Raw genomic sequence first — 24,301 nt, 5'->3', positions numbered from 1 at the left:
CCGGGAATGGATGGAGTCCCGGCGGTGTTTTTTACATTTATGCAAATTTCATGATGTTTTTTGAATATATTTTCGGGTGTTCATAGTCTGCCAGATTAACCTGGCTCCCATGCCCGCCAAGTATTCGGTGCGGTCCAGCAAAACTTCGGAATTAGGATACTCTTCCTCTAATACTTGGGACAGAGCAAGGGCCATTGTTCCCCTTCCGCCAATTACAATTTTAAAACCGTGATTAAAGATGATTGCCTTGGAACCTCTCAGAGCCTCCAGGTCTAGGGCGAGGACTGTTCCAAGGAGGTAGCTGCCTAATTGCTGTGGAGAAAGTTCACAGAACAAGTGAAGGACCCTGGTCAGAAATGCAGCTCTTCCTATACCTAATTCACAGCTATTTTTATATCCGTTCAGGAGCCAATGCCTGTCCAGTTCAGACTCATCCAAAAAACTGCAATTGACAGAGGCTGCCAGTATTGTATTTTGAGTGAGGGACGAGAGTATTTCACCGCTCATTGAAGTCATGCATCCGGTAATCCGGCTCTGCTCATCCACCGATATATATTTGTTGTGGGAGCCAGGAAGAATGAGCAGCATAGGACTGCCGGTGTGATGGAGCCTTAATAAGGCCATACTTTCTGTTTCTTCTCCGCGCATCATATCCATCTGGTCTATGGATTCAAAATCCAGATGGTTTACGTGATTTTTTACTCCGGGAATAAAATGAATGGGTACAGGACTCACTTCGGGAAGCAATATGGTTTGTATGCCCTCAGACAATTCTTTTAATCCGGCGGGTGTACTTAAATGAGGCAATTCGTATAGTCCTGAGGAACAGGTAATCATGCCGCATGCCAGGATATATTCCACATCTCTCCAGGAATGGCCTGAGGATGTTAATACCTGTTCCAGATTGTGTTTAAGCTGAACCTTTAAAGTATCATTTCCGTGTTCCATAGCGCCATTGCGCGCTCCAATATTGCATTTGCAGCTGGCAATGACCCTTGCCTCCTGGTCCCAAATCAGACAGCGGGTATTGGTGGTGCCCCCATCTATTGTTATACATACATTTCCCATAGATATACCTGCTTTACTTAGTTTTGCTATACAGCTGTGTCCACAATTTCTTTATAAGCTCTGGCTAAAGAACTAATCTTTCGGTAATCGCCTGCCTGTATTGCCTTTTTGTCTGCCAGGTTCCCGCCTACTGCAATCATTTGGTAGCCAGACATCAGCAACTTTCCGGCATTTTCAAGATTGACTCCTCCCACAGCCGCCAAGGGAATAAAATTTAGAGGACCCTTTATTGCTTTGATATAATCTGTCCCCAGATTTCCGGCCGGGAATATCTTAACAATATCGGCACCATTTTTGTAAGCGTCTACAATCTCCGAGGGGGTCATAGCTCCTGGCATGGAGGCCAGTCCCAAAGACTTCGTCTTTTTTATGACTTCGGGGTCCATATTAGGAGATATGATGTATTTTGCTCCGGCATTGGCCGCGGACTCAGCTTCTTCAGGGCTTAATATGGTTCCGGCACCCAGGAAAATCTGATCTCCAAAAGTCTCATGGGATTTTTGGATTGTACGGAGGCTGGCGGCCTTGGCGGCGGGAGTACTGTGGTTTAACGGAATCTCAATGGATATGATACCTCCACCCACCAAAGCGTTTATTACGTCTACAATGTTTTCTGCATCCACATCTCTGAGAATAGCAATTATCCTGTTATCCAGTATATTCATTAGCACTTACCTCTCTATATGGAAAGCTTTCTGTTTCTTGCTGTTACTTCCCAAATATCAACAATTTGTCCATCCAGGGCAACCAGGGCCTCCGGATACAGGGCGCTGGTGGGACAGATATGAGTGGGAATTACATATAATACAGAGCCAATACCGGGCCGCTGGTCTTCATAACCCTCATCCATTTTCCAAATCCAATGTTCTTCATTCTGATTTATGGGGCTGGCATGCCAGTCTCCCATAAGACAGCCTTTGAGACCAGGAGGATCGGCGGCGATTCCTTTATAGCCCAAATCTAATGTAAAGAGTCCAGGTCCACCATGACTGATAACGCGGGTCATGAGTAAGCCTGCAGGTATGAAGGTCTCATCTGTAAATTTACTGGCATAACCGAAGTCAGAGATAATGCCTGTGCCAGGCGACAGATACACACGTTTATACCGGGCATGGCAGGGAAAAGAGGGGGTTCCTCCCATGACCAGAACCGGGCATGGGAGACCTGTCTGCTCCAGTGCAGCCACTGTTGAGAAAACTGCCCGGTCTATTTTGTCTACAGCCTTTTCTCTGGCATCGTATTCAGCAATCCCGTTGTTACCGTCATAGCAGTGAAGTCCTTGGACAGAGAGCCAGGGAAGTTTACAGCAGTTCCGGTAAAAATCTGGCAGTGTATTGATAGAAATTCCAGTTCTGTTGGTACCCATGTTAACATCGGCCAAAAAATTCACTATGGTTTCTTGGCTGCCGGCAGCGCTGTTAAGCAGAGATACCTGCTCCAGGTCATCGCCAATGGCCCAGAAACGTGTACCAGCATATGTTTTGACTAATTCAAGGAATCGGTCTATGTTGGGCCCTACCAATGGATAAGCTACCAGTGCATCGGAAGCACCACTTTCGGCAACCATTTGAGCTTCAGCTATAGTAGCGCATTTGAACCTTGTTATTCCCATTTTTATCTGCAGTTCCACTAATTTTTTCATCTTATGGGATTTTACATGGGGCCATAAACGGTTTGCATTGCCTGCAACAGATATCATTTCTTTTATATTCTGCTCAATGATATCCTTATAATAGATTAAGCAAGGGGTGATAATCTCGTCCGTGTGTTTAAGAAGATAACGATTTTCGTCCATTCCTATTCTTCCTTCCCAATATAAGCCAGCCTGCTTCAGATTTCAAATATAAATTCAATTTCTACTGAGATATTACCAGGTAATTCGATGGCAGAGATAGCAGAACGGGCACCCACTCCGTTGTCATCACCAAAGATATCCTTTAAGAGCTGGGAGGCGCCGTCAACCACGGCAGGCTGGGAATTAAATCCCGGAGCGCTGGCTACAAATGCCAGAATCTTAACAACACTTTTGATTTTATTTAAATCACCAAGATATTCATGGAGCACACTTAATGCATTCAGTGTGCAGATTCTGGCAGCTTCCTGACCCTCTTCTATGGTCCGTTCGCTTCCAAGTTTCCCGGAGACAACAGGCTGTCCATCCTTTGTGGCTCCCTGGCCTGAGATATACAACAGATTACCTACCTGCTTAACTGGTTTATAAATGCCTCCTTTGGGCGGACTTGGGGGTAATTCGTATCCTGATTTCCTAATATTTTCATATACATCCATAGTGCTATATCCTTTCTGTATTTTTATTTTATTCTTTTTCCAAGACGGACCGCAGGAATGAGCGGGTGCGGGCTTCCTTAGGGTCTGTAAATAACTCTTCAGGGGGGCCCTGCTCTATGATGTGGCTGTCGGCCATTACAATTACGCGGTCCGCCACCTCCTTGGCAAACTTCATTTCATGAGTCACGATAATCATTGTCATACCGTCTTTTGCAAGCTGGCGCATGACTTCCAGTACTTCGCCAATCAGCTCCGGATCCAGGGCGGAAGTGGGCTCGTCGAATAGCATGTATTCCGGATTCATGGCCAGTGCCCTGGCTATGGCAATCCGTTGCTGCTGGCCTCCCGACAGTTGAGGGGGATAACTAAACTTTTTATCAGATAACCCTACCTTTGCCAAGAGGTCATCCACAGTTTTATCCATGTCTTCTTTAGACATGCTTTGCACACGTTTTGGACCCAGGGTGATGTTGTCGTAGACATTCATGTGGGGAAAAAGATTAAATTGCTGGAAGACCATTCCCAGATTGGCCCTCACTTTCCGGATTTGGCCGGATTTTCCAGTGAGAATCTCGCCATCCACCACGATTTCACCCTTATCAGGAGTTTCCAGATGGTTGATGCATCGCAGCAGTGTGCTTTTTCCTGAACCGCTGGGACCTATGATAACTACTACCTCGCCCTTGTTCACAGTCAGAGATACATCCTTCAGAACATCCAGAGTGCCAAAGGATTTATAAATATTTTTTACCTCAATCATAAGCCTGCCTTCCTTTCTGTCCACCCAACGTATTTTGAAAGCGGATAACATATAATGAAATAAATCACTGCCACCAGAATGTAAGTCTCGAAAGGATATCCCGTGACATTCATGATGGTTTTCCCTTCTCGTAGAAGTTCAGAATATCCAATGATGGATGCAATAGATGTATCCTTGATTAGTCCAAGATGAAAACCAATCAGTGCTGGCAGAGATATTTTAAAGGATTGCGGCAGAACGACGTCTCTGAGTACATCCACAGGATTTAAGCCAATACATTTGGCAGCTTCCCACTGCCCCTTTGGAATACTTTCAATTCCGGAACGTATTATTTCTGCTATATAGGCACCTCCGTACAGAGTGTACACTAATACCACAGCTGAAAAAATGTCTATTTGTATACCAAGATAAGCCAGACCGTAATAACCCATAAACAGCTGCATGAGAAGAGGACATCCCCTGAATAATTCCACATATATCCTTAAAACACCTCTGATTCCCCTGTTTTTTAAAGTAAAGAGCATACCGCATATCACACCTAAAAGTGTGCTGGTAATGATTACTGTGAGAGAAAGCTTAAGTGTAATCAAAAAACCATCCAGCAGCAGCCTCCAATAGGAGAAAACTCGTAAAAAACCATCCATTTATTTTACCTCCCGCCGTTGCTGATACTTGGAAAGAACCGGTTGTTAACATATCTTAAAATTTTAGAGCAGATCACTGACATAATGTAGTAGATGCCAATAGCAAAGGTGAACAACTCCAGAGTTCGGAAATTTTGGGAATTTAGTATGGAGGCCACCTGGGTAAGATCTTTGATGTCAAGAACAGAAAGCAGGCTTGTACCAAAGAGTATCATGATGAATTGATTAATAAGCGAAGGGAAAATGTTGCGCAGAGCTTGGGGAAAAATGACATCCAAAAACGTATGGATGGGCTTTAATCCCAGACAATTGGCAGCTTCCCACTGGCCTTTGGGGATAGACTGGATACCGGAGCGGACGATTTCCGCTATGTAAGCTGTGTTATTAATGGTCAGTCCCAGAATACCAGCGAACAAGGCAGGAAGATAAATCTTAAATTGGGGGAGACCGAAATAGAGAAAGAAAATTTGAACCAGCATGGGGGTGTTGCGGATTAATTCCACATATACGGTTGCGATGCGGTAACCAGCTTTGTGGTGTTTGTTATACCGCAGAAAACCCACAATCGTTCCGAAGAACAGGGAGAGTGCGAAGACTGTCAATGTAAGTTCAAGGGATACAAGTGCGCCTTTAAGCAGCGCCGGAAGATTTTCGATGGGAGTCCACCAATCCAGGAACATATTAACACCTCTTTCTATAGAATGGGGCTACCAGAACGGAGCCCCATTTACTTTAATTAATATTGAGGATTTAAATCAAATGGCATTGGTTCTCCAAACCATTTTGAGTACATTTCATCATTTTTCCCCGATACATTGGTGTTGAAGATGAAAAGGTTCAGATAATTGAGCCAGTCCTGATCACCCTTCTTTACTCCAATTGCATTGTATTCCAGAGAAATGAGGGAATCGCCTACCACCTCAAGGTCATCGTTCTGAGCAGCCTGGTACTGCTGGAAGTTACTGTCCTCCAAGAAGGTTGCACACTGGCCGTTCTTCACAGCCTGAAGTGCATCTGCAGATGTTTCAAAGAATACCACCTCAGCGTTTGGGTTTAGTGTTGCCATCAGTTCTGCATTTGTTGACCCTTTTGTAACAGCTACCTTTTTACCAGTTAAATCATCTACGGTATTGATTCCGCTTCCTTTTTTAACGAGAAGCCGTTCGCCGGCAACAACATAAGGATTTGAAAAGTCAATTTTCTGTGCCCTCTCCAGTGTTCTTGTGAAGTTTCCGAATACAGCGTCAACTTTACCTGTCTCCAGGCTTGGGATCCTGGCATCGGCAGTAACTTCAACAATCTCAACTTCCACACCTAAAGAATCCGCCAGTTCATGTATCATATCCACGTCATAACCCATGGGAGTACCATCCTCCGATTTGTAGCCGAAGGGAGGGAATGACAGGATGCATCCTACTGTCATCTTCCTCTCCTTAAGCACTTTCTGGAGGGTTCCTGTCTGGGTTGAATTTCCCTGGGAGTCAGTTTTCTGCTGACAGGCCGTTAACCCCACTGCTACTGAAACCGCCATTACAACTGCTGCAATTCTCTTGATCTGTTTGATTTTTTTCATTACTACCTCGCCGTCCTTTCTTAATCTTCTACTCTTTGGTAGAAATTTTATTTCTAAATGGACTCTTTACGTTCACGTACTTCATCCAAATAGTTATACAAGGTAAACTTGGAGATCTCCAAAATCTGACAGATTTTTGTACTGGATTTACTGATGAGAAAAGCTCCTCGATCATCCAGAAAACGTAATACCTTCATTTTGTCTTCCTTGGTCATCTCACTGACAGGTCTTCCAATGTTATTTATCCCCTGGTCTATTAGGTATACTAATAAATCAGACACATCTGTAGCGAAGAATTCTTCGTTGCTGTCCTTTTTATTTAGTTCTTCGGGAAGCGAGGAGTCCAAATATTCCTTTATCTTGATTCTCTCGGATATATCTGTGTTAATACACAGCGCACCCAAAGCCTGTCCATCGTCATTCTTTATATACATGGTCGAGGACAATAGGACTTTTCCTTCCCTTGTGCGAGTGACATAGTTACATTTCATATCGCTTGTAGCGGTTCCGCGTATCACTTCCAAGCCCAGATTACTGCCGCAGTCTCCAATCTTGCGGTTTGTGATATGTCCGTTTTCAATAGCTACTACACTATGGTCATAACCTTTTGACCAGTCATGCAGGATAAATTCTGACTCCATACCAAACTGATTTTTTAAAAGCTTTAGCAGGGTTTGGAAAAAGGGCATTTCATTCTCGATGGTCTTCATATAATTTCCTCCTAAGTATAAATGTACTTAGATTGTAACCCTAATGTTTTAAAAAATAAAGTTTTTATTATATTCTGAAAATTATAACTTTATGTTATATGAACTGTGCAGGGGCTGGCAGAAAACATTTAAATAATGTAAAAGCCCCCTCACTGTTTTGAAGTTACATTGTCATTTTAAAATTAAAATTAATTTGAATTATTGCAATTTTAAAACTTTTAGTCTTTACACATTCAATATAGCAAATGTTTTGTTTTTTGTCAATTGTTAATTTTTTATTTATTTATTTTTCTATTTTTGATTAATTGGCAAATTATATGCACTATTATTTCGGGCTTTTGGAAAACACTGTAAAAGGGTTGGCATAAAAAAATAATGTGTGTTTTTTGAACATTTAATTCTTATACGATAACTTTTTGCAAAAAATGGAAAAATCTGGGCTGTGCTTTTAAGCCTTTTTATAAATATCTCCTGCAGCAATCTTTCTGTCTTTTCCATTGATTAAAAAAGGAGAACATTTCTGGACAATATCCGGAAAATCCCCTGTCAGTTCACGGAAAATCCCCGGACCGTTCACAGAAAGCTCATGGTTTCCAGGATTTTTTTAAGGTTTGTTTCAGCTTGGGCTGTTAGGATAAAAGCCATAAAAGATGAAGGAGGCCATGTGTATGACTCAGGAAATATTCAAACGCTACGAGAAAAAATATATGCTCACCCAAAAACAGTATGATGCTTTGATGCCTGCTCTGGAAAGACAGATGGATACAGACCATTACGGGGAATATACCATATCCAATATTTACTTTGATACACCGGATTTCCAGCTGGTCAGACAATCCATTGAAAAACCGGAATATAAAGAAAAGCTGCGTTTGAGGGCATATGGGAAGGCGACGGACACCAGCGTGGTATATGCGGAATTAAAGAAAAAGTTTGACGGGGTGGTGTACAAACGCCGGATACCAGTGCCTCTCTGCCAGGCGAGAAAGTATCTGTATTATGGAATCCGGCGGATTGAGGAGAGCCAGATATTGAAGGAAATAGAGTATGTTTTGAATCGGTATGACTTAAAACCCGCGGCTTTTGTGGCCTATGACCGGGCGGCATATTACGGAAAGGGCAATGAAGAATTAAGAATTACCTTTGACCGGAATATTTGCTGCAGGTGCAGCGGACTGGATCTGAAGAATGGAGTTTATGGAACAATGCTTTTGGATAAGGACCAAATTCTGATGGAGGTGAAAATTCCTGGGGCGATGCCGTTATGGATGAGCAGGCTTTTTTCCGATATGGGGCTTTTTCCGGTGTCTTATTCAAAATATGGTGCCTATTATAAAGAGTACCTGTATCAAGGGATATTTATAGAGGGAGGTAGAATCTGTGCTTGAGAGTGTGTTGACAGAAACTGTAAATACCGGTATTACAATGGGACAATTTTTACTCTGTACCATTACATCAGTAATGCTGGGGGCAGTGCTGGCTGCGGTTCATACATACAGGAACCAGTATTCCAGAAGCTTTATTCTTACTCTGGTCCTGCTGCCTGTTATGGTCCAGACCGTGATCATGCTGGTAAACGGAAACCTGGGTACCGGAGTGGCGGTCATGGGGGCGTTCAGTCTGGTGCGGTTCAGGTCCTTGCCCGGCAATGCAAGAGAGATTGGAAGTATATTCCTGGCCATGGCTCTGGGTCTGGCCGCTGGAATGGGGTATCTGGGAACCGCTATGCTTTTGATGATTGTGTCTGGCGGAATTACCATCCTTTTGATATCCCTTCCGGCAGGCAGGGCCGGGAGAAAGGAATTGAAAATTACGATACCGGAAAATCTGGACTATTCAGGGATTTTTGACGATATATTTGCGAAGTATACTAAAAAGTCAGAGCTTGTGCGGGTCAGGACCGTGAATATGGGCAGTCTCTATGAACTGTGCTACCAGGTGGATTTAAAGTCGGAATTTATTGAAAAGAACATGCTGGATGAAATACGGTGCAGAAATGGGAACCTTACCATTGTCTGCGGCCGGCTGCCGGATGGCAGGGATGAATTATAGGAGGATAATCATATGGGCAGAAATGGACTGAAATACAGGAAACTTAAGATATTTGGAATAGCGGCCGGACTGGCCGGTGTTCTGTTTCTTGCCGGATGCACAAAGACAGCCGGGCAGGATGGGAGTAAGGCGGGAGCCGCTGGAACATCGGAAACAGCAGGCATCCAGGAAGCGGCAGGGACGCAGGACACAAACCGGACAGATGCAGACAGTTCCTTTGGTGATGGAGAGGAAACACGAATCACTGGAAATGGAACAACAGTGGCCATTGAAGGGACAGGGGCTGCGGCTGACGGGGCCAATGTCACTATTTCATCTTCCGGAACATACCGCCTGACAGGAAACATTACAGGGGGAGGCGTGGTGGTGGACGCGGGAAAGGAGGATGAGGTATGTCTGATACTGGACGGCGTTTCCATTACAAGTCCGGATTATTCCGCAATCTATGCCAGCCAAAGCGGACTTCTGACCATTGTCCTGGAGGATAGGACAGAAAACAGGGTATCTGACGGAAATACATATACTTATCCGCAGACAGGGGAGGATGAGCCGGATGCAGCCATTTTCAGCAAGGATGATGTGGTATTTGAGGGGAACGGCATGCTGACAGTCAGCGGTAATTATATGAATGGTATACGGGGAAAGGATCGCCTTACCATTAATTCCGGTACCTATGTCATTGAGGCGGCGGAAGATGGCGTGAAAGGAAAGGACGCCGTAGAGGTGAACGGCGGAGAGATTACCATTACAGCAGGCAGCGACGGGATACAGTCAAATAATAATGGGGAAGAAGACAAGGGATATGTGAGAATCACCGGAGGAACAACGGCCATCACAGCAGGAAAGAAAGGAATACTGGCCGAAACGCTGGTTGAGGTTACAGGCGGCATCATTGACATAAATGCTCAGGATGACGGTATACACAGCGGCAAGAATGTAAGGTTGTTCTCAGGTGAGCTGACGCTGTCCGCAGGCGACGATGCAGTTCACAGTGATAATCTGGTGGAAGTCTCAGGCGGAACCATAATCGTGGAACAAAGCCGCGAGGGACTGGAAGGGCTCTGTTTGGAAATCACTGGAGGAACCATTCAGATTAACTCAGAGGATGATGGAATTAATGCAGCCCGGGGTACAGATACATCCGGCGGTCCAAATGCAGCCGGCGGTTCTTTTGGTGCAACAGAAGGGGCTTATATCCGTATTACGGGAGGAAACGTGAAGATCAATGCTTCCGGGGATGGTATAGACTCCAATGGAGACCTGTATCTGGAGGGAGGTACCGTCCTCGCAGAAGGCCCGGCAGAAGGGGGGAATGGTGCTTTGGATTACAATGGTACGGGAACCATTTCAGGAGGAACCATATTGGCTGTGGGAAGTGCGGGAATGTTCCAGACGTTTTCTGAGAGTTCATCCCAGCCCATGCTGATGGTTTACTTTGATGAAATGCAGGATGCCGGAACAACCATATCAATAAAGGACGGGCTGGGAAATCAATTGACGGAAACAGAGATTTCAAAGCCCTTTGAGGCTCTGCTTTTCAGCTCGCCAGAATTAAAATCAGGGGAGACTTATTACATAGAGGCCGGAGAACAGGATATTCAGATGGCGGTGGACGGCATCCTGAATCAGTATGGCACGCCTTCCAGCGGAGGTTTTAGAAGAATCCCAGGCGGCGGAGAAGGAAAGTTAAAAGAAAGGCCGGGAGCAGGAACCGGAGAGGAAAACTTCGGAAGAACACAGGAAGGTAGAGAAGGAGAGAATGCTGGAGGAAGCCGGGAGGGAAGGCGGAAAATGCAGCCGGAAGCGGGAAACGCAGATAATATTGGCAGTGAATCAGAAGCGGAAGGAGCCGGAAATGTTTCCGGCAAAGCCTCCGTTGTTGTAATACAGGAGACTTTGCTGGCAGGGAATTCGCCGGAAGAGAGCTTGCCGGAAGGTATCCATGTTCTGGGAAGCAGCGGTAGCATGGAGTAAGCCGAAGCCTTGAAGCATGCCGGGTGGCCGGGAATACTTTCTTATTCCTGTATGGGCAGCCGAACTATAAATGAGTTTGTTGCGAAACCATCCGTGCTGGCCTCAATCTTTCCTCCATGCTCAGATACAATGCTTTGGGCAATGGAAAGTCCGAGGCCGTAGCCGGGGATATTGCTGCGGGCAGTGTCTCCGCGGTAAAAGCGGAGAAACAGGTGTTTGATTTCTTCTTTCGTGAGAGGTGCCCCCTCATCTGAGACAGTGAGGAGCGCCTCTTTTGCGCTGGTCTTTTTCAGGGTAACACAGATGGAGCCGTTATCCTGACTGTATTTGCAGGCATTGTCAAGGAGAATGTCTGTCAGCTGCCGGAGTTTTTTATCATCTCCATTTACATGAAGTGAAGCTTCGATATCATAGGTGATGTGTTTATCCATGTCAAAAGCCAGAGGCTCAAAGGCCATAAGACTGCTGTTTACAATAAAGCTCAGGTCAACTGGTGCGCAGACCGCAGACTCCTGTCCTGAGTCACTCCGGGCCATGGCGAGAAGGCTTTCTATCAGCTGTTTCATCCGCAGGGACTCAGCCTTTATATGGCTTATCCGCTGCCGGTTTTGTCCCTTCGGTATATCGCGGTCTTTTTCAAGCATATCGGCATTGGAGAGGATGACGGTGAGAGGTGTTTTTAATTCGTGAGAGGCATCCGCAACAAACTGGCGCTGCCGCTGCCAGGCAATCTCCACTGGTTTCACAGCCCATCCGGAGAGAAGGATGGAGAACAGGAAAAAGACAGCAAACGAACTTGCTCCGATAATGGAAGAGTGAATCACCTGCCAATAGAGTGAATTCTGTTCCTCATATATATCGGCGAATACATACCGCACTGTTTGGTCAGGCTTGGTTTTTCCACGGAGAAAACGCAGGTGCAGGTCTTTTAAGGTACCGGACTCACCGCCCTTGCTTTCCGCCAGGGATATCAGGGTTTCGGCCTCCTGGCTTTCTATATCTGGAAGCTGGTTCTTTACTACAGTATAGTTGCCCTGCCTTATATCAACCACCATCAGAGGAAGTTCCTGCCTGCGGGGGCGGGAGGGAGGACGCTGGCCCGCAGAGGGCGGCTGCCCTGCCTGTTCCCGCATACTGCCCGGATAATTTTCCAGCATGGCGGAATGCAGGGTGCCCATGCTCCGCTGAACGTAGTTTGCTTTTGTTGTGTAGTACAGCGTTATGAAAATGACAGCCAGCAGAAAAGCGACAATGGTCATCATGATGGCTGAAAATTTCCATCTGAGTTTTCGTATCATAGGGACACCCCCAGCTTATATCCAATGTTTCTCATGACGGAGATAGAAACACAGGATCCCAGCAGCGAGAGTTTCTTGCGCAGAAATGATATGTAGGCCTCCACACTGTTGGAATTCACATTGGCGTCATATCCCCAGACCTTAAGGAGTAAGGTTTCTTTGGGGAGATACTGACTGCTGTTTTGTATCAGCAGGCTCATTAGTTCCAGTTCCTTGGCGCTTAAAGACACACTGTTTTCTCCGCAGATAAGTTCAGGCATGGAGGGTGTGAGGATAAGGTCGCCAAAGGTCAGAGTGTCGGGCGCAATATCTCCGTGGCGCCTTAGCACGGTGCGCAGACAGGCCAGGAATTCTTCGGTGGCAAATGGCTTTGTCAGATAGTAGTCGGCTCCGGCATCTAATCCCCTCACCCGGTCCGAAAGCTCCGACCTGGCAGTCAGCATGAGCACCGGCGTCATGTTGCGGGTGCTTCTTAAGTTTTTCAGAACCGCATATCCATCCATTCCGGGAAGCATCACATCCAGGACAATGGCATCGTAAATGCCGGTTTGTGCAAGCTCCAGTCCCTCGGCCCCGTCATGGGAGACATCTGTATAATATCCTGCCCCGCCTATCATGTCAGCCAGAGTAAATGCCAGCCGTTTCTCATCTTCAATCACTAATATGCGCATGGAATCCCTCCTGTGGTTCATTGGAATAAGTCTATTATAACATGAAGCCTGGGGAGGGAATTTTGAACTTTGTGTGAAACATGTATGTTAGTTAAGGATATAGTTTTTCTGTATCAGCATATGAGGAGCGGAGTGAATTTGAAGTATTATGGTGAAAGATTAAAGGAAGAAAGTTGGAAGGGGACAGGACTGAAAAAGGCTGCAGACTTTTAAATCCGCGGCCTTTCCAAGCTCGTATCATATATCAATCTCACCTCTACGGAAGCAATACATAGAGTGCGGCGGCCACGGAACAAATCATAAAAAATATCCCGCTGACCCGGATAAATGTCAAATAAAGACCGGTTGGCCCTACGCCGTCCACTGCGAAAATATGTTCAACCTCCCAGAGATATTCCGGCTTTATAATCATGGCCAGACCTAAAACAAATAAAGGAATCAGACCCAGATAATCCATCGCAACCTCCTTGAAATTATGGTATCATATCCATGCAATCAGGATATGTATGTTTCATAAACAGAGTATATCATATAAAAAATGGAATATAGCGATATTCATGAAATGGAAATAGAATCTTAAAGATGGAATAAAAATAGAACAAAAAAAGTAATAATTTCTCAGTTTTCGATCTGATGAATGAATATAATTCATTGACTTTTGTTCAATTGAGTGGTATTCTATGTATATAGCAGACGGTCAGCTTGTTGGGAAACAGGTATGGAACCCTGCTGACTAATGAAAACAGAGTATTAAGCAGAAGGATTCTGTTCAGAAAAAGGGGAGATTGACAGATGGAACGCAAGACAGCCAGAATATCCAAGGAACCGGAGGTCCGCAGACAGGAAATATTGGACACGGCCATGTCTGTTTTTATGGAAAAGGGGTATGAGGCAGCTACCATGAGAGATATTGCGGCAGCCATGCATGTGGTGCCGGGACTGTGTTACCGGTATTTTGAGTCCAAGCAGATGCTGTATGATACTGCAATTGAGCAGTATGTAAAGGATATTACGCATCCCATGATTGAACGTCTGAAAGAGAAGGATGATTCGCTGGATGGTTTCCTGGACAAAATGGAACAGCTGTTTATTCAAACAGATGGAAAGGAAAAGTACCATCATTTTTTTCATAAAAAGGAGAATCACGATCTTCAGATGCTTATGTCGGTTAAGCTGTGTGAGACCATTGAACCGTATATGGAGGAAAAGCTGCGGGAGATGAATGAAAATGGAATCACAAGGGTTGGGAATATACCGCTGACAGCGTCATACATGCTCTTTGGCGCGGTTCCTGTCCTGGAGAACGACGGATTGTCAACGGCTGAGAAAGCGTTGGGCATCCGCATGATTATGAAATGTATTTTAGAAGCGTAAGCGCGCTTGGAATGGTAAATAGGACGGCAGATAAGAGAAGGATTCCCGTTGCCGGTGTTTCGGGAATTTCTTTTTTTAAATAATGAATGAACAATGTTCATTTAATCAAGGAGGCGGAAGATTGAAACATTATGCACTGATAACAGGGGCAACCAGCGGTCTGGGGCTGGCTTATGCCAAGTGGTTCGCAGGAAAAGGATATGATTTAATCATGACCGGCAGGAGAAAAGAAGTGATTGAAAGGAGAGCTCAGGAAATCAGGGATAAGTTTGCGTGTAAGGTAATTGTGATACTGGTAGATCTTGCTCAGGAGGACGGGGTAAGAAAGCTGCTTGCATCGTTAGAGGGAAGGGAGATTCATGTACTGGTGAATAATGCGTGCTTTGGTTTCAGAACCCCATTTAGTGATACGGATATAGATGGATTGAAGCGTCTTATTTATCTTCAGACAATTGCTGTGGCAGAAATCACCCATTATGTCCTGAGAGGAATGAAAGAGCGAAATAAAGGCATTATCATCAATATTTCGTCGGACGGGGCATTTGCAGTGGTGCCCGGCAATGTCACCTATGCCGCTGCAAAACGCTTCATCGTCACATTGACTGAAGGGCTTCACATGGAGCTCATGGGCACGGGAATCCGGGTTCAGGCCGTGTGTCCGGGCTTTGTGGATACGGATTTTCACGAAAATAACGGAATGTATGTGGATAAGACGAGAAAGGGTATGTTTGGATTCCGTCAGCCTGGGGAGGTAGTGGATGAGGCCATGAAGGAGTTTGAAAAAGGCAGTATTGTCTGTGTACCTGATAAGGCCGGAAAACTTGTGAAGGCCATGGCAGAGTATATGCCAAAAAAGATGTATTACCGGTTTGCAGATGATTTTGTGAATAAGAATATCCGGAAGAACTGACAGTCACAAATGCCGACAGAAGATCTGCTAAGAACAGAAAACCTTTTTAAACAGAAAACCCAATAAAACAAGCAGAAAAACCAATAAAACAAACTTATGAAAAGGCGCCCATTACAGCTGACTGCCAGCGGTTATGGGCGCCTTTTGCGTGAAAACCTTCTTAAATAATAAATTTGAACTTGTCCCCAATGCAGAGCTGGCGGCAGAGGTTCGTAATCGTGTTATCCACATCGTGTATAACGCTTTCTATCCTCAAAAGGGGGTACCCGCTTGAAATTCCCAGGGCTTTGGCTTCTTTTGAGGTGGCGAATACGATGTCCAGGGTTTTTTGGGAATGGTCTAAAATTATATTATGTTTTTTCAGAATCTCATACAGGGAACTGTCGTTTAAATTTTCGCTGAATAAAAAGGAAAAAGACTCAGGAAATTTATTCAGCTCTAACTGGACCGGTTTTCCGTCAGCATACCGTATTCGCTCTAACACCAGTATCTTTTCGTCCTTGTCTAAGGACATCAGCTCCATCTCTTTTTCAGTGGGATCCTCCAGGGCTATTTTCGTGATCTTGGCACCGGGGGATGCATTCATCATACGGCACATGTCGGTGAAGCTTAAAACCCCATTGGTGATACCCCGCTGAATCTTTTTTTCTGCGACAAATGTTCCCTTCCCGGATTTGCGGTAAAGATAACCTAATTCAGATAGTCCGGCCAGAGCTTTCCTGACCGTGACACGGCTTACATTATATGTTTCGCTTAATTCGTTCTCTGTGGGAAGCCGGCTTCCGGCAGGCCGCTCGCCGGTTTCTATCTCTTTCTGCAGCTTTTCCTCCAGTTGCTTGTATAGAGGGGTAGCAATTGTATTATTTAGTTCCATATATATCCTCCGCGTTACCCTTAAGTTATAATACTCAGTTATATTATAATACAAATTGGCCTGATTGTATATAATTGCGAAAAATTAAATTTGTTATTGACAATAAGTATTATATTGTATTATCATAAACATAGAAACAATTAAAAACAATATGCAAAGGAGATTTGAGACAATGGCATACTTTGGCGCGGATATCAAAAATATTATTGCTGAAATTTTGGAAGCGAAGAAATCAAAGGGCGGGGTAAAGAACCTGTATTTTGTGGGATGCGGAGGGTCACTGGGAGCTCTTTATCCGGCTAAGACATTTATGGAGAAGGAGTGTGCTTCCATAAAATCCGCCTGGATTAACAGCAATGAATTCGTTCACAGCACCCCCAGGGACTTTGGGGAAAATTCTATCATCTGCCTGGCATGTCACAAGGGCAATACACCGGAAACCATTGAGGCAGCAAAGCTGGGAAAAGAAAAGGGAGCTGCTGTCATTGTTCTGACCTGGCTTGAGGAATCGGAAATTATAGAATTTGGCGACTACATCATCCGTTATGCGTTTGACGCCAGCCCGGACCATCTTAAAGGCGATATTGACTATGCGGGGGAGAAAACCATATGTGCTCTTTTGGTGGCGGTTGAACTGACTGCGCAGACAGAAGGCTATGAAAACTATGACAAGTTCCAGGAGGGCCTGGGCATGATTAGCAATATCATTAAGAATGCACGTGCCCATGTTGCAGAGAGAGCCCTGGAGTTTGCCGAAACGTATAAAAACGATCCTGTAATCTATACCATGGGAAGCGGGGCTGCTTACGGCGCTGCCTATATGGAGAGCATCTGTATTTTTATGGAAATGCAGTGGCTGGATTCCAGCAGCATCCATACCGGAGAGTATTTCCACGGTCCGTTTGAGATAACAGATGCAAACCGTCCGTTTATGCTTCAGATTTCGGAGGGCTCCACCCGTCCGCTGGATGAACGGGCCTTAAAGTTCCTTCGTACCTATGCAAAAAGGATTGAAGTCCTGGACGCAAAGGAGCTGGGCCTTTCTACCATTGATGCTTCTGTGGTGGATTATTTTAACCACTCCCTGTTTAATAACGTATATCCAATCTACAACCACGCCCTTGCAGAAAAGCGTGAGCATCCGCTTGTGACACGCCGCTACATGTGGAAAGTGGAGTATTAAGCTACAGCGAAAGTACGATAAGATATTCATTCCCGCGAAGGCAGCGTGCCGGAGTATTTTTTAATACGCTTTAAGCCGTATACGGCCCGGATCTCTGCCCGCGGGGCCCAAACCCCGCAGCGTACTGCGGGGTATTTTGCTCTACAAGGAGGAAAATGTATGAAAATTTCTCAGCTCTGCGCAGCAAATTACCATTACAAACGATATACGCTGGATTACTTCCTGGATTCCGCAAACCGTCTGGGATTCCAGTCTGTTGAACTGTGGGCTTCCGGGCCTCATCTGCATCTGGAGGATTTTGATGGGGGACGTCTGCGTGAATTAAACAGGACCATTAAGGACCATCACCTGAAGATTGCCTGTTTTACGCCTGAGCAATGTGTTTATCCCATCAGTGTCTCCCATCCGGATAAGAGATACCGTGACAGGACCGTGGATTTCTTTCAAAGGCACATAGAGGCGGCGGTGTGCCTGGATTGCAGCTGCATGGTGGTATCCACCGGGTTTGCCTATCTGGATGTGGATGGGGAAGATGCCTTTAAATGGACTGCAGATTCATTTTTTCAAATCTGCCGGAAAGCGGAAAGCGAGGGCGTTACCCTGGCTCTGGAACCATTCACAAAATACACCACTCATATCTGCAATGAGGCAAGCCAGCTCCTTCGCCTGCTGCGCACGGTGGGAAGTCCGGCCCTCAAAGGCCTTGGGGATACGGATGTGATTGCCACCACAGGAGTGGATACATTTGAAACATTCATCGGAATACTGGGAAGGGAGAACCTGGCCCATGTACATTTCGTGGACGGAAATCCCGGCGGGCACCTGGTTCCGGGAGATGGAAACCTGAATCTGGACCAGGCGCTTCATACCCTGGAAGCCTTTGACTACAAGGGGTATCTGGGGCTGGAAATACTGGACAGGAGATATGTCATGAATCCGGAAGATGCCATGAGAAGGGCGCTTGCATGGTATTCAGAGCGCATAGGATAATGGACTGATGATGGAAGACGCGAAAAAACAGCGGCAGACAAATGGTTAGGGGACAAATGTATTTAAATGTATTTAAATATATTTGTAATGGCGATACATTTGATACAGGCTTGGATGTATAATATGCACAAAAATAATGATGAAAACTGTGTATTATATACAAAATGATAAATAGCAATTGACAAATCTATTAAATGAATATACTATTGTATTAGATACAAAACAATACAGAGCAATACAAAGAAATACAAAACTGGATTGCTTTTGTATTACCAAGAATGTGCGCACCATTCTTAAAACAAAAGATTGAATCATTTCTTAGACCATAAAGGGGAAACATTTTACAAAGGATTAGGAGGATAATTTATGTTTTGGATAGAATTGATTATCGTTCTGGCTATCATTTTTCTGGGGGTACGAATTGGTGGTACGTTCCTGGCGATGGCAGGCGGAATAGGAATGTTCATTATGACATTTATACTGCATGTAACACCTTCCGATCCGCCGATTACCGTTATTCTGATTATGATTGCAGTAATCTGTGCGGCAGCCACCATGCAGGCCTGCGGCGGACTGGACTATCTTGTTAAAATCGCTGAGAAGATACTACGCAGAAACCCCAGGATGATTACCGTACTGGATCCGGTTGTGGCTTATATTTTCACCTTCATGTGTGGAACAGGCCACATTGTATACAGCCTTCTTCCTGTTATCAATGAGATTGCCATTGAGACAGGCGTCAGGCCTGAACGGCCCATCTCAGCCTCGATTGTTTCATCCCAGCAGGCCATTACAGCGTGCCCGATTTCAGCGGCTACCGTGGCAGTCCTTGCTTTTATGGCTGAGGCCACAGGCTATGGCTCCGTCAATATCTTTACCCTGCTGCTTGTCTGCATCCCTGCCACTCTGGTTGGTACCGTGGTCTGCGCGCTTGCAGTTATCAAGAAGGGCAAAGAACTGGCAGATGACCCGGAATTTAAAGCCCGTGTTGCAGCAGGACAGATAGAGGATTATACAAAGGCGGAGAAGAAGGAAAGACCTGCCACAAAGGAAGCCAAGATTTCTGTGGCAATCTTCCTCATTGCCATGGCAGGCATTGTTTTGCTGGGCGCTGTGAAGCCTCTTGTACCTACACTTGCTGACGGAAACAAATTACCGCTGACAACTGTTATTGAAATCTTTATGCTGGTGGCAGCCGCAGCCATGGTGCTTATCACAAAGCTCGACAGCGACAAGGTTCTGGACCAGCCGGTATTCCGTACAGGTATGTTCGCAGTGGTACTGGCATTTGGCCTGTGCTGGCTGGTAAATACTTTTATCGGAGACCAGTCCTCCTTCATCACTGACAATATGTCGGCCCTGACCAACCAGTATCCATGGATTTATATTATTGCTGTATTCATTGTGGGAGCCATTACCACAAGCCAGTCCTCCACAACCATGATTATGGTGCCAATCGGTATTGCGCTGGGCCTTCCGGCTAACATCATAGTGGCCGGCTGGATTGCCTGCTCATCCAATTACTTTATTCCCGCTTCGGGACAGTGTGTTGCTGCCATTGCGTTTGACTCGGCCGGAACTACAAAAATTGGAAAATTTGTCCTGAATCACAGTTACATGGTACCGGGACTTGTGTGTACAGTGGTATCTGTGGCAGCAGCCCTGCTTCTTGGAAGCGTAATCTTTTAATGCAGTCCGGCAGCAGCCGGAGCCGTGACGGGTTTTATGACAGGCTCCGGTGCTGCCAGTTTTGTGAAAGCGCAGCTTGTGATATAGAAGGAGGCCTCATTATATGAAATTTGCTCCAATGAATTACCATTATTTACGTTATCCCATAAAAAAGTTCCTGGACAAAGTGGAGAGCTCTCCCTTTGACAGTATCGACCTTTACTGCTCGGCGCCCCAGCTTAACATTTTTGATTATTCCCTGAGCCGGCTGATTGAGCTGGACCGGGATATCAGGCAGAGAAACCTGAAGGTAATGGCTATGACGCCTGAAAATTGTGTTTATCCTGTAAATTTCTGTACCCAGGATCCTGTGACAAGGCAGTCCAGCATCCGCTATTACCAGAGAGCCATTGACACGGCGGAGTTCCTGGGATGCCCTAACATCCAAATCAGTACAGGCTTCGGTTATTTTGACCAGCCCAGGGAAGAGGCGTGGAAATACTGCCGGGAGTCGCTGGCACAGCTGGCCGTGTACTGCCAGAGGAAACAGGTCCGGCTTTTCCTGGAGGAGCTGAAGGTCACCACCACCAATGTCCTGATTACAAGCAAAGACATAGCCGGGATGCTGGATGAAATCGGCTCCCCCTGCATCGTTGGAATGGTGGATATGGACCAGATGACGTATGCCGGGGAGACAGTGGATGATTATTTCGACCATCTGGGAGAACGGCTTATGCATATACACTTCAATGACAGGGGGCATACGGTTCCCGGCCACGGGGATTTCCCCATGAAGGAGTATTACGATGCCATCAAGAGAAGAGGATACGATGGAACCGTTTCATTTGAAATCTGTGACCGCAGATATTACTGTGACCCGGATAAGGCTATCGACGACATCGTTTCCTGGATGAAGAAAAATACCCATGAATTAGGGGATGTAATAGAGGAGATATGATATGTGGATTCATGACATGTTTGGAGCAGATAAGCCCATTATCGCACTGCTTCATCTGGATGCCCTTCCGGGGGACCCGGGGTTTTGCGGGGACATGGATGTGGTGCTGGACCATGCGGCCCACGACCTCACGGCATTGCAGGATGGAGGCGTGGATGGGATTCTTATTGCCAACGAGTTCAGCCTGCCGTACCAGCCGGTGGCGGATATTGCCGTTATATCTGCCATGGCATACATAATCGGGAAGCTGAAGGACAGAATCAGGGTTCCTTTTGGGGTCAACGTTGTAAAGAATCCCATTGCGACCATTGACCTGGCGGCGGCAACAGGCGCCCGCTTTGGGCGGAGCTGTTTTTCAGGTGCATATATGGGAGAGTATGGGGTCTATGTCTCTAACAGCGGAGAGGCCGTCCGGCACAGAAAGGCTCTGGGAATGGAGCACCTTAAGCTCCTGTTTAAGGTGAATCCGGAGGCGGATGCCTACCTTGTGCAGCGGGATATCCAGGTGGTGGCCAGGTCCATTATGTTCGGGGATTTTGCAGACGGCCTCTGCGTATCAGGGGCAGCAGCGGGAGCAGAGCCTGACGATGTGGTTCTGTCCAGGGTCCATGAGGCAGCGAAGCAGAAGAATGTTCCGGTGTTCTGCAACACCGGGTGCAATCACCAGAATGTAAGGGAAAAGCTGAAACATTGTGATGCTGTATGCATTGGATCAGCCTTTAAAAAGGATGGTATTTTTAACCAACGGGTGGATGAAAAACGGGTCCGTGATTTTATGGAAATTGTCAAAGAGATCCGCGGGGAATCATAAGGAGATGTGATGATTGAAACAATATTTTATGGGAATTGACATTGGAACCTATGAATCCAGAGGAATGCTCATAGGGGAAGATTTCAGGGTGACAGCGGAACATACCATGGCCCATGGAATGAGTCATCCAAGGCAGGGGTGGTTTGAACATGATGCAGATAAGGTGTGGTGGGGGGATTTCTGCGGGATATCCAGACACCTGATTGAAGCCGGCGGTATTGCCCCGGAACAGATAAGCTGTATCGGAGCCAGCACCCTGGGGACGGACTGCCTGCCTGTGGATGAGCAGTGCAGGCCGCTGCGCCCGGCCATCCTGTACGGCATTGATTCCAGGGCTGACAAGGAAATACAGTGGCTCACCAGGCATTACGGCAGGGATGTCCGAAGGCTGTTTGGGCATCCCATCTGTTCCGGCGACACGGCCACGAAGATACTGTGGATTAAGAACAATGAGCCGGAGGTATACAGAAGGACCTATAAATTTCTCACAGGAAGTTCTTTTATCACGGCAAAGCTGACAGGCAGGTATGTGATAGACCAGTTTTTGGCCAAGGGTTCCTTCCGGCCTCTTTACCGGGCGGACGGAACGGTCAATGAGGAGGAATGCGGACTTTACTGCAGGCCGGACCAGATTGCGGCCTGTGCATATTCCACAGATGTGGCAGGCCGTGTCACCAGGGAGGCTGCGGCCCAGACAGGACTGGCAGAGGGAACACCGGTTATCTGCGGTACCGGGGATTCCACATCGGAGGCAATCAGCGTGGGGCTGACAGAACCGGGAACCGCATTTTTCCAGTATGGTTCATCTATGTTTTATTACTACTGCGTGGATCGTATGGTGCAGGACTATATATCCTCCGGAGGAAACGGTTCTGTTAAAGGTGGCAAGGTATTTACCATACCAGGCACGTTCTGCCTGGGGGACGGCACCAACGCAGCCGGTACACTGACCCGGTGGGTACGGAATACCTTTTATGGGGAAGAGCTGGAAATGGAACGTAAGGGCGGGAAAAATGCATATGCAGTCATGGCAGGGGAAGCCGGTGAAATTCAGCCCGGCTCAGAGGGCCTGATAATTCTGCCTTATATATACGGGGAGCGCAGTCCCATACAGGACCCGCTGGCCACAGGCATGATATTTGGGCTGAAGGGAAGTCATACGAGGAAACATATCAACCGGGCGGCGCTGGAAGCTGTGGGATATTCCACGTTACAGCATCTGATGCTGTTTAGGGAAATGGGGCTTCCGCCGCATACCCTGATAACAGCCGGCGGAGGTACGAAAAATGATGTCTGGATGCAGATTATCTGCGATATGACCGGAATGCCCCTTCATATACCGGAAACATTCCAGTGTTCCTCCTATGGGGATGCCATGCTGGCTGCCCTGGGAGCGGGATGTTTAAAGGATTTTCACCAGCTTAAGGAGAAACTTCCAGAGGGAAGAATCATTGGACCGGACAGGGAAAACCATGAATTTTATCAGAGAAACTATCCCATATACAGGGATTTGTATTTGAATAACAGGGAACTGATGCACAGGATGCATATGGATAAGGAATAGCCGGAGCAGTTTCTTTGTGCTGGAAATGCGATAGACAGGGAGGCAACAGACATGGTAATAGATACGCATATACGCCCCGCGCTTTTTGGACCAATCTGCCGGGACAGGGACAGATTCAGAAAACGGTGCGATGAGATGAATTATCATCTGATGGGACCTTCGGACATGGATTTGCTGAAGAAGCAGTATGCCCTGGCCGATATACAGAAGATTTTCATGCTGCCGGATGACAATTCATCTAAAACAGGGGAACCAGCCATATCCAATGATGAGATAGCGCAGCTGGCAGCCTGTGATTCTGATTTTTTTATCGGGTTTGCGGCGGCGGATCCGGGAAATAAGGATGGGGCGGATGAACTCAGACGTGCATTTGGAGAGCTGGGACTGAAGGGGTTGTATGTCAATACGGCCAGGCTTCACATGTATCCCTATGATGAGAGATTGACGCCTCTGTATGACATATGCAGGGAATTTGGCAGGCCGATTATCTTTCACTCAGGACTTAGCCTGGAACAGCAGGCATTTTCAAGGTTTTCCAGACCAGCTGATTTTGAGGAGATATGCTGCAGATATCCGGATATCAATATCTGCCTGACCCATGTGGGATGGCCCTGGGTCCAGGAGACAGCCGCCCTTCTTCTGAAATATGAAAATTGTTATACAAGCACGGCGCTGATGAATTTTGACGGCCCTTACCAGATATACCATAAGGTATTTAAGGAAGATATGGGGGAGCTGTGGGTGGAGCATAATATTTCCCGTAAAATCATGTTTGGCTCCGGTTCGCCCAGAATACGGCCTGTCCGGTGCAAGCGGGGACTGGACAGTCTGGGGTTCTCTTCCGAAACCCTTGAGAACATATATTATAAAAATGCCCTCAGGTTTTTGGGACATGCATAAAAATGCCGGGCATACCCTTTGGGGATTGGA

The 24,301-nt window shown here is 46.3% G+C and carries 25 protein-coding genes; 12 read left to right on the top strand and 13 right to left on the bottom strand.

All coding sequences use genetic code 11. The annotated features are described in order from the left end of the window. Window positions 1-48 precede the first annotated feature (48 nt). From CGC65_RS25095 to CGC65_RS25055, 9 genes are read right to left on the bottom strand one after another with little or no spacing between them, the layout of a single operon-like run. Window positions 49-1,068 carry a 2-dehydro-3-deoxygalactonokinase gene (locus CGC65_RS25095; RefSeq protein WP_002565561.1) on the bottom strand — a complete coding sequence of 340 codons (1,020 nt, stop codon included), beginning with the start codon at window positions 1,066-1,068 and terminating at the stop codon, window positions 49-51. Between the two features lie 26 nt (window positions 1,069-1,094). Continuing rightward, window positions 1,095-1,733, bottom strand: a complete 639-nt coding sequence (locus tag CGC65_RS25090; RefSeq protein WP_002565560.1) for a bifunctional 4-hydroxy-2-oxoglutarate aldolase/2-dehydro-3-deoxy-phosphogluconate aldolase — start codon at window positions 1,731-1,733, stop codon at window positions 1,095-1,097. Between the two features lie 14 nt (window positions 1,734-1,747). Then, a complete protein-coding gene (locus tag CGC65_RS25085; RefSeq protein ID WP_002565559.1) occupies window positions 1,748-2,863 on the bottom strand; it encodes a D-TA family PLP-dependent enzyme in 1,116 nt (371 codons plus the stop codon). A gap of 35 nt (window positions 2,864-2,898) precedes the next feature. After that, window positions 2,899-3,357, bottom strand: a complete 459-nt coding sequence (locus tag CGC65_RS25080; RefSeq protein WP_002565558.1) for a RidA family protein — start codon at window positions 3,355-3,357, stop codon at window positions 2,899-2,901. 28 nt (window positions 3,358-3,385) lie between these two features. Continuing rightward, the gene (locus CGC65_RS25075) at window positions 3,386-4,117 is read right to left on the bottom strand and encodes an amino acid ABC transporter ATP-binding protein (protein WP_002565557.1); all 732 of its coding nucleotides are present in this window, start codon (window positions 4,115-4,117) and stop codon (window positions 3,386-3,388) included. Further along, window positions 4,114-4,761, bottom strand: a complete 648-nt coding sequence (locus CGC65_RS25070; protein WP_002565556.1) for an amino acid ABC transporter permease — start codon at window positions 4,759-4,761, stop codon at window positions 4,114-4,116. Before CGC65_RS25070 ends, CGC65_RS25075 begins: the two co-directional genes overlap by 4 nt. 5 nt (window positions 4,762-4,766) lie before the next feature. Then, window positions 4,767-5,441, bottom strand: a complete 675-nt coding sequence (locus CGC65_RS25065) for an amino acid ABC transporter permease (protein ID WP_002565555.1) — start codon at window positions 5,439-5,441, stop codon at window positions 4,767-4,769. Window positions 5,442-5,497: 56 nt separating this feature from the next. Beyond that, on the bottom strand, window positions 5,498-6,334 hold the full coding sequence (locus CGC65_RS25060) for a transporter substrate-binding domain-containing protein (protein WP_002565554.1): 837 nt from the start codon (window positions 6,332-6,334) through the stop codon (window positions 5,498-5,500). Window positions 6,335-6,387: 53 nt separating this feature from the next. Beyond that, window positions 6,388-7,044, bottom strand: a complete 657-nt coding sequence (locus CGC65_RS25055) for a helix-turn-helix transcriptional regulator (protein WP_002565553.1) — start codon at window positions 7,042-7,044, stop codon at window positions 6,388-6,390. A 668-nt stretch (window positions 7,045-7,712) separates the two neighbouring features. Between CGC65_RS25055 and CGC65_RS25050 the strand changes: the two genes are divergently transcribed. The 3 genes from CGC65_RS25050 to CGC65_RS25040 are packed head-to-tail and all read left to right on the top strand — an operon-like array spanning window position 7,713 to window position 11,070. Beyond that, complete coding sequence (locus CGC65_RS25050) at window positions 7,713-8,432, top strand: polyphosphate polymerase domain-containing protein (protein ID WP_002565552.1); 720 nt, start codon at window positions 7,713-7,715, stop codon at window positions 8,430-8,432. Continuing rightward, complete coding sequence (locus tag CGC65_RS25045) at window positions 8,425-9,096, top strand: DUF4956 domain-containing protein (protein WP_002565551.1); 672 nt, start codon at window positions 8,425-8,427, stop codon at window positions 9,094-9,096. Before CGC65_RS25050 ends, CGC65_RS25045 begins: the two co-directional genes overlap by 8 nt. A 12-nt stretch (window positions 9,097-9,108) precedes the next feature. Continuing rightward, window positions 9,109-11,070: a carbohydrate-binding domain-containing protein gene (locus CGC65_RS25040; RefSeq protein WP_002565550.1), complete on the top strand. Its 1,962-nt coding sequence runs from the start codon at window positions 9,109-9,111 to the stop codon at window positions 11,068-11,070. A 41-nt stretch (window positions 11,071-11,111) separates the two neighbouring features. Here the strand turns inward: CGC65_RS25040 and CGC65_RS25035 are convergent, their stop codons facing one another. The 3 genes from CGC65_RS25035 to CGC65_RS25025 form a co-directional block, all read right to left on the bottom strand. Then, entirely contained in the window at window positions 11,112-12,368 is a 1,257-nt protein-coding gene (locus CGC65_RS25035; protein ID WP_007035771.1) for a sensor histidine kinase, read from the bottom strand. Continuing rightward, a complete protein-coding gene (locus tag CGC65_RS25030) occupies window positions 12,365-13,039 on the bottom strand; it encodes a response regulator transcription factor (RefSeq protein WP_002565548.1) in 675 nt (224 codons plus the stop codon). Before CGC65_RS25030 ends, CGC65_RS25035 begins: the two co-directional genes overlap by 4 nt. 256 nt (window positions 13,040-13,295) lie before the next feature. Beyond that, window positions 13,296-13,496 carry a DUF6199 family natural product biosynthesis protein gene (locus tag CGC65_RS25025; RefSeq protein WP_002565547.1) on the bottom strand — a complete coding sequence of 67 codons (201 nt, stop codon included), beginning with the start codon at window positions 13,494-13,496 and terminating at the stop codon, window positions 13,296-13,298. Window positions 13,497-13,831: 335 nt separating this feature from the next. On the opposite strand from CGC65_RS25025, the gene CGC65_RS25020 reads away from it, so the two are divergent. Both CGC65_RS25020 and CGC65_RS25015 read left to right on the top strand, forming a co-directional pair. Beyond that, complete coding sequence (locus CGC65_RS25020; protein ID WP_002565546.1) at window positions 13,832-14,413, top strand: TetR/AcrR family transcriptional regulator; 582 nt, start codon at window positions 13,832-13,834, stop codon at window positions 14,411-14,413. 121 nt (window positions 14,414-14,534) lie between these two features. Continuing rightward, window positions 14,535-15,323 (top strand): SDR family NAD(P)-dependent oxidoreductase, encoded by a 789-nt coding sequence (locus CGC65_RS25015; RefSeq protein ID WP_002565545.1) that lies wholly within the window; start codon window positions 14,535-14,537, stop codon window positions 15,321-15,323. A gap of 160 nt (window positions 15,324-15,483) precedes the next feature. Here the strand turns inward: CGC65_RS25015 and CGC65_RS25010 are convergent, their stop codons facing one another. Then, window positions 15,484-16,197, bottom strand: coding sequence for a GntR family transcriptional regulator (locus CGC65_RS25010; protein ID WP_002565544.1), 714 nt, complete (start codon window positions 16,195-16,197; stop codon window positions 15,484-15,486). 172 nt (window positions 16,198-16,369) lie between these two features. Here CGC65_RS25010 and CGC65_RS25005 point away from each other — a divergent pair, with 172 nt between their 5' ends. The 7 genes from CGC65_RS25005 to CGC65_RS24975 all read left to right on the top strand — a co-directional run bounded on the left by CGC65_RS25005 (window position 16,370) and on the right by CGC65_RS24975 (window position 24,271). Next, a complete protein-coding gene (locus tag CGC65_RS25005; protein WP_002565543.1) occupies window positions 16,370-17,380 on the top strand; it encodes an SIS domain-containing protein in 1,011 nt (336 codons plus the stop codon). 159 nt (window positions 17,381-17,539) lie between these two features. Further along, window positions 17,540-18,370 carry a sugar phosphate isomerase/epimerase family protein gene (locus CGC65_RS25000; protein ID WP_002565542.1) on the top strand — a complete coding sequence of 277 codons (831 nt, stop codon included), beginning with the start codon at window positions 17,540-17,542 and terminating at the stop codon, window positions 18,368-18,370. A 366-nt stretch (window positions 18,371-18,736) separates the two neighbouring features. Continuing rightward, window positions 18,737-20,059: an anaerobic C4-dicarboxylate transporter family protein gene (locus tag CGC65_RS24995; protein ID WP_007035764.1), complete on the top strand. Its 1,323-nt coding sequence runs from the start codon at window positions 18,737-18,739 to the stop codon at window positions 20,057-20,059. Between the two features lie 103 nt (window positions 20,060-20,162). Continuing rightward, a complete protein-coding gene (locus tag CGC65_RS24990) occupies window positions 20,163-20,996 on the top strand; it encodes a sugar phosphate isomerase/epimerase family protein (RefSeq protein ID WP_002565540.1) in 834 nt (277 codons plus the stop codon). A gap of 1 nt (window position 20,997) precedes the next feature. Further along, entirely contained in the window at window positions 20,998-21,807 is an 810-nt protein-coding gene (locus CGC65_RS24985) for a BtpA/SgcQ family protein (protein ID WP_002565539.1), read from the top strand. 13 nt (window positions 21,808-21,820) lie between these two features. Then, window positions 21,821-23,371 carry an FGGY-family carbohydrate kinase gene (locus CGC65_RS24980; RefSeq protein WP_002565538.1) on the top strand — a complete coding sequence of 517 codons (1,551 nt, stop codon included), beginning with the start codon at window positions 21,821-21,823 and terminating at the stop codon, window positions 23,369-23,371. A gap of 51 nt (window positions 23,372-23,422) precedes the next feature. Continuing rightward, the gene (locus CGC65_RS24975; RefSeq protein ID WP_002565537.1) at window positions 23,423-24,271 is read left to right on the top strand and encodes an amidohydrolase family protein; all 849 of its coding nucleotides are present in this window, start codon (window positions 23,423-23,425) and stop codon (window positions 24,269-24,271) included. Window positions 24,272-24,301 lie beyond the last annotated feature (30 nt).

Source organism: Enterocloster bolteae (genome assembly GCF_002234575.2).
GTDB lineage: Bacteria > Bacillota > Clostridia > Lachnospirales > Lachnospiraceae > Enterocloster > Enterocloster bolteae.
The sequence above is the reverse complement of the archived record's forward strand: the minus strand, read 5'-3'. Positions and strand labels throughout refer to the sequence as shown.